This is a genomic window from Methylobacterium sp. (assembly GCF_028290105.1).
GTDB lineage: Bacteria > Pseudomonadota > Alphaproteobacteria > Rhizobiales > Beijerinckiaceae > Methylobacterium.
This window is the reverse complement of the sequence record NZ_JAQGKL010000211.1, coordinates 1-5,689: the sequence shown is the minus strand read 5'-3', so window position 1 is coordinate 5,689 and position 5,689 is coordinate 1. Positions and strand designations below refer to the sequence as shown.

The window sequence follows — 5,689 nt, the reverse complement described above, 5'->3', positions numbered from 1 at the left end:
GACGACCTCGGCGCCGACTCGCTCGACACTGTCGAACTGGTCATGGCGTTCGAAGAAGAATTCGGCGTCGAGATTCCCGATGACGCGGCCGAGACGATCGTCACGGTCGGCGACGCCGTGAAGTTCCTCGAGAAGGCCACGGCCTGAGGGCCTGACCCGGTTGCGATCGGGTCGCTACGGGAGGGCCGGCTCTGCTGGCCCTCGTCCGTTATCCGCGTCCCGCGCGGTCATCCTCGTTGACGGCGCGCGAGCATGTCGCTGCGCCAGCACGCTGCACATGGGAAAAGAAATATGAGAAGGGTCGTTGTCACCGGGCTTGGCCTCGTCACGCCTCTCGGCAGCGGCGTCGAAAATGTCTGGAAGCGCCTGATCGATGGTCAGAGCGGAGCGGCCCGTGTCGAGAATTTCGAAGTCTCCGACCTGCCGTGCCAGATCGCCTGCCAGGTTCCGCGCGGCGATGAAGCGGATGGCTCCTTCAACGCCGACGCCTGGATGGAGCCGAAAGAGCAGCGCAAGGTCGATGATTTCATCATCTTCGCCATCGCGGCCGCCACGCAGGCGCTAAGCGATGCCGGTTGGGCTCCCAAGACCTACGAAGAGCAGACGACATCCGGCGTGATGATCGGCTCCGGCATCGGCGGCCTCGGCGGCATTTACGAAGCCTCGATCCTGCTGAAGGAAAAAGGCCCGCGCCGCATCTCGCCCTTCTTCATTCCCGGTCGGCTGATCAATCTCGCTTCGGGTTATGTCTCCATACAGCACGGGCTCAAGGGTCCGAATCATTCGGTCGTCACGGCCTGCTCGACCGGCGCGCATGCGATCGGCGATGCGGGGCGCCTGATCATGCTCGGCGATGCCGACGTGATGGTGGCGGGCGGCGCCGAATCCCCCGTGAACCGCCTGGCGCTCGCGGGCTTCGCCGCCTGCCGCGCCCTCTCCACCGGCTTCAACGAAGACCCGACCCGGGCTTCCCGCCCCTACGACAAGGACCGCGACGGCTTCGTCATGGGCGAGGGCGCCGGGGTCGTGGTGCTCGAAGAGTACGAGCACGCCAAGGCGCGTGGCGCCAAGATCTACGCCGAGGTGGTCGGCTACGGCCTCACGGGCGACGCCTACCACATCACCTCGCCGGCCCCGGACGGCGACGGCGCCTTCCGCTGCATGAGCGCCGCCGTGAAGCGCGCCGGCATCCAGGCGAGCGACCTCGACTACATCAACGCCCACGGCACCTCGACGCCCATGGGCGACGAGCTGGAGCTGAAGGCCGTGGAGCGCCTCCTCGGCGACCACGCCGCCAAGGCCTCGATGTCCTCCACCAAGTCCTCCATCGGCCACCTGCTGGGTGCGGCCGGCTCTGTGGAAGCGATCTTTTCGATCCTCACGATCCGCGACGGCATCCTCCCGCCGACCCTCAACCTCGACAACCCGTCGGTGGAGACCGCCATCGACCTCGTGCCGCACGAGGCCAAGCGCAAGCGGGTGGATACCGTGCTGTCGAATTCGTTTGGGTTCGGTGGGACGAATGCGAGCTTGGTGATGCGGCGGGTGGATTAAAACTTTGAAACCTACTCGAACTTCTGCAGATAATCAGTAGTTCAAAATTTCATTACTGAGCCATTGAGCGAGAAATCCTCGATCCGGTATATGCCGACATAGCCGGCGCGGCGTTGCGGCTCGCCGTTCTTCATGACACTTCTGGTGACGATTACTCGACGGACCTCTGTGATTGCTGAGAGAAATTTCAGCCACTTGCCTTTGCCAGCTTTAACATAAGGTTCCGTGTAAGCTTCATCTGTGAATCGCTCTCTGTGCACGCAGGATAGAAGTTCACCCTCGAACTTCGCGAACCAACTACCCGGATATCCTATTAGCTTCGGCGCATTCATACCCTTACTATCCTTAAAAGCATTATAGGTATTTTTTCTAGTCTAGGCTCTCGTACCCTAGATGGCGGTACTGAAACCTGCAACCGCGCCGTCGCACATCAAACGCATCCAGCTAATTCGATAAGCGATCCGCCACAAAACCCACCAAGTTCGCGCGCCAAGCTGGCGGCCCCGTGTGTTCATCGACTCGACTCGGGAACGCAAAATCCCCAACCTTCCGGCGGCGGCCGGGGCGGGGACCTGAGGCCCGAACAGGATGTCCATGTTCTTCCGCAAGCGCGACACGACCCCGGCGTCGATCCCGGCGCCCTCCGACGAGCCGGCCCTGCCCAACCGCCTGTCGCCCCGCAGCCCGAGCGAGGCGATCAAGCCCACCGCCGCGCCGCCGCCGCCCGACCGTCCGGTCCGTGAGCGCGGGGGCCTGCTCGCCCGCATCTCCGGCCTGCTCACCGCCTCCGTGGTGCTCGCCATCGCGGTGATGATCGGCGTGACCCTGTTCGAGCGCCAGACCCGCGAGCCGGGGCCGCTGTCCGCCGACAAGGTCGTGGTGATCCCACCCCGCAGCGGCACCTCTGAGATCGCCGAGGCGCTCGCCCGCGAGGGCGTCATCAGCCACACCGCCCTGTTCGAATGGGCTTCGCGCTTCTCCGGCAAGGCCCTGAAGGCCGGCGAGTACACCTTCAAGGCGCATGCGAGCATCGGCGAGGCCATCGACACCCTGTCCTCGGGCCGGCAGGTGCAGCACGCGATCACCTTCCCGGAGGGGCTGACCTCCGAGCAGATCGTGGTGCGCCTCAACGACAACGACATCCTCACCGGCGACATCAACGAGATCCCCCCCGAGGGCTCGCTCCTGCCCGACACCTACAAGTTCGAGCGCGGCGCCACCCGCCAGCAGATCGTCAACCTGATGCGCGCCAAGCAGCGCGAGGTCCTCAACCAGATCTGGCTGCGCCGCTCCGCCGAGATCCCGGTCAAGACGCCCGCCGAGATGGTGACGCTGGCCTCCATCGTCGAGAAGGAGACGGGCCGGGCCGACGAGCGCCCCCGCGTCGCCGGCGTCTTCGTCAACCGCCTCAACAAGCGCATGAAGCTGCAATCGGACCCCACCATCGTGTACGGGCTGGTGGGCGGGCGCGGCACCCTCGGACGCGGCATCCAGCGCGCCGAGATCGAGCGCGCGACGCCCTACAACACCTACGTGATCGAGGGCCTGCCCCCGGGCCCCATCGCCAATCCAGGCCGCGCGGCGCTGGAGGCGGTGGCCAACCCCTCGCGCACCAAGGACCTGTTCTTCGTGGCCGACGGCACCGGCGGCCACGCCTTCGCGGAGAACCTCGAGGGCCATTCCCGCAACGTCGCCCGCTGGCGCCAGGTTGAGAAGGCCCGCCAGACCCCGTCCCCGGACGCCACCGTCGACAAGGCCGACCCGCCGGGCGCGGCGAGCGTGCCCGGCACCGCCTCGGCCTACGCGCCGGAGGGCACCAACTTCGCCGCCGGGGGCGACGGCCCGGCCCGCCCGAAGGCCTTCGACGCCTCGGAGGGGACCCGCCTCGATCCCCTGCGCAACAAGACCTTCGACCTCAATTCGCCCAAGACCGTGCCGGTGCTGAAGCAGCCCTAGGCGGACCGGAGAGCCATGATCCTCACCAGCATGACGGGCTTCGCCCGCGCCGCCGGCAGCACCGGGCCGGTGCACTGGGCCTGGGAGGTCCGCAGCGTGAACGGGCGCGGGCTCGACGTGCGCCTGCGCGTGCCGAACGGCTACGACGCGGTGGGCGAGGTCGCCCGCGCCGCCCTGCAGAAGGCCCTGGCGCGGGGCCAGTGCCAACTCAACCTCAGCCTGAGCAAATCCGACGCCGCCCCGCGCGTGCGGATCAACGAGGCGCTGCTCGCCGAACTCGCCGCCTCGGTGGCCCGCGTGCCCCGCCCCGAGGGCTTGGCGCCGGCGAGCCTCGATGGGCTCCTGTCCATTCGCGGCGTGATCGAAGCCGACGAGGAGCCCGGCGCCGACACCGAGGCACTGGCCCGCGACCTCGCCGAGGGCGTGGTCCGGCTGGTGGCCGACCTCGTGGAGGCGCGCCGCGCGGAAGGGCGCGCGCTCAAGGCCGTCATCGAAGACCAGCTCGCCGAGATGGCCCGCCTCACGGCGGCGGCGGAGGCCTGCCCCGCCCGCAAGCCCGAGGCGGTGAAGGCGCGCCTCGCCGCTGCCGTCGCCAGCCTTCTGGACGCCGGCAACCTCGACCCCGACCGCCTGCACCAGGAGGCGGTGCTGCTGGCGGCCAAGGCGGACGTGCGCGAGGAACTCGACCGGCTGCAGGCGCATCTCGCCAGCGGGGCCGACCTCCTCGCCGCGGGCGGCGCCGTCGGCCGCAAGCTCGACTTCCTGGCCCAGGAGCTCGGGCGCGAGGCCAATACCCTGTGCGCGAAGGCCAACGACATCGCGCTCTCGCGGATCGGACTCGACTTGAAGGCCGTGGTGGAGCAATTCCGGGAGCAGGTTCAGAACGTCGAGTAGGTGTGTGAGGCGATGCAGGCGACGGCGATCGAGCGGCGGGGATTCATCCTCATACTGTCCTCGCCCTCCGGCGCGGGCAAGACCACGCTGACCCGGGCGGTGGCCGAGGCGCCGAAATGGGGCCTCGACCTCTCCATCTCGGTGACGACCCGCCAGCGCCGCCCCTCCGAGATCGACGGCAAGCACTACAACTTCATCGACCGGGAGGCCTTCGACGCCTTGCGCGCCGCCGACAACCTCCTCGAATGGGCCGAGGTGCACGGCAATTTCTACGGCACGCCGCGCAGGCCCGTGGAAAAGGTGCTGGGCGCCGGCCGGGACATGATCTTCGACATCGACTACCAGGGCACCCGGCAGGTGCGCTCGAAGCTCACCCACGACGTGGTCACGGTCTTCATCCTGCCCCCCAGCCTCGCGGAACTGCGCCACCGCCTCGAGCGCCGCGCCGAGGATTCCTCCGACACCATCGAGAAGCGCCTCGCCAACGCCCGCGTCGAGATCCAGCGCTGGAGCGAGTACGACTACGTCATCGTCAACGACGATCTCAACGACGCCTTCCACTCCCTCGAAGGCATCCTCATCGCCGAGCGCCTGAAGCGGGCGCGGCGCACGGGCCTCGCGCCCTTCGTGGAAGGCCTGCTCGCCGAGCCGGACTGACGACGCCCGAGACGTGATCGGGGCGGACCGGAACGTTCGCCGAACCCCCGGGTTGGCCCGCGACCCCGCTCAAGCGGGACCGCGCCCCGGGACCGTACGCGATGCACGAACGCAGCTGTGACATCGCGGTGATCGGGGCGGGCACCGCCGGCCTCGCGGCGTTTCGCGCCGCGCGCGAAGCCGGCGCGGACGCGGTCCTGATCGAGGCCGGCCCCGGGGGCACCACCTGCGCCCGCGTCGGCTGCATGCCCTCGAAGCTGCTGATCACCGCCGCCGACGCGGCCGACGCGGCGCGCCGGTCCGGTCGCTTCGGCATCGAGACCGGCCCGGTCCGGGTCGACGGGCCGGCCGTCCTGGCGCGGGTGCGCGAGGAACGCGACCGCTTCGTCGCGGGCGTGCGCGAGGGCGTCGCGCGCTTCCCGGAATCGGCCCACATCGACGGCCGCGCCCGCTTCGACGGCGCCGCCACGCTGATCGTCGACGCGCGCACGCGGCTCAGCTTCCGCGCCGCCATCGTCGCCACGGGCTCGCGCCCGGTGGTACCGGGGCCCCTGCGCGACCTCGGGGACCGCGTGCTCACCACCGACACCCTGTTCGAGATCGCCGACCTGCCGGCCTCCCTGGCGGT

General features: G+C 68.8%; 7 protein-coding genes. 6 read left to right on the top strand and 1 reads right to left on the bottom strand.

Annotated features, from left to right (window positions below; all coding sequences use genetic code 11):
* Window positions 1-147, top strand: a 147-nt coding sequence (gene acpP / locus JWQ05_RS15190; RefSeq protein ID WP_299659884.1) for an acyl carrier protein, incomplete at its 5' end; no start/stop codon positions are given.
* 144 nt (window positions 148-291) lie between these two features.
* Window positions 292-1,554: a beta-ketoacyl-ACP synthase II gene (gene fabF / locus JWQ05_RS15185; RefSeq protein WP_299659878.1), complete on the top strand. Its 1,263-nt coding sequence runs from the start codon at window positions 292-294 to the stop codon at window positions 1,552-1,554.
* A gap of 41 nt (window positions 1,555-1,595) precedes the next feature.
* Here the strand turns inward: fabF and JWQ05_RS15180 are convergent, their stop codons facing one another.
* On the bottom strand, window positions 1,596-1,886 hold the full coding sequence (locus JWQ05_RS15180; RefSeq protein WP_299659877.1) for a hypothetical protein: 291 nt from the start codon (window positions 1,884-1,886) through the stop codon (window positions 1,596-1,598).
* A gap of 262 nt (window positions 1,887-2,148) precedes the next feature.
* Here JWQ05_RS15180 and mltG point away from each other — a divergent pair, with 262 nt between their 5' ends.
* From mltG to JWQ05_RS15160, 4 genes are all read left to right on the top strand, one after another.
* Window positions 2,149-3,510 (top strand): endolytic transglycosylase MltG, encoded by a 1,362-nt coding sequence (gene mltG, locus JWQ05_RS15175; RefSeq protein ID WP_299659881.1) that lies wholly within the window; start codon window positions 2,149-2,151, stop codon window positions 3,508-3,510.
* 15 nt (window positions 3,511-3,525) lie between these two features.
* Window positions 3,526-4,404: a YicC/YloC family endoribonuclease gene (locus tag JWQ05_RS15170; protein ID WP_299659875.1), complete on the top strand. Its 879-nt coding sequence runs from the start codon at window positions 3,526-3,528 to the stop codon at window positions 4,402-4,404.
* Window positions 4,405-4,416: 12 nt separating this feature from the next.
* Window positions 4,417-5,061, top strand: a complete 645-nt coding sequence (gene gmk / locus JWQ05_RS15165) for a guanylate kinase (protein WP_299659874.1) — start codon at window positions 4,417-4,419, stop codon at window positions 5,059-5,061.
* A 101-nt stretch (window positions 5,062-5,162) separates the two neighbouring features.
* Window positions 5,163-5,689: FAD-dependent oxidoreductase (locus JWQ05_RS15160; protein WP_299659872.1), on the top strand; the 527-nt coding region annotated here is incomplete at its 3' end.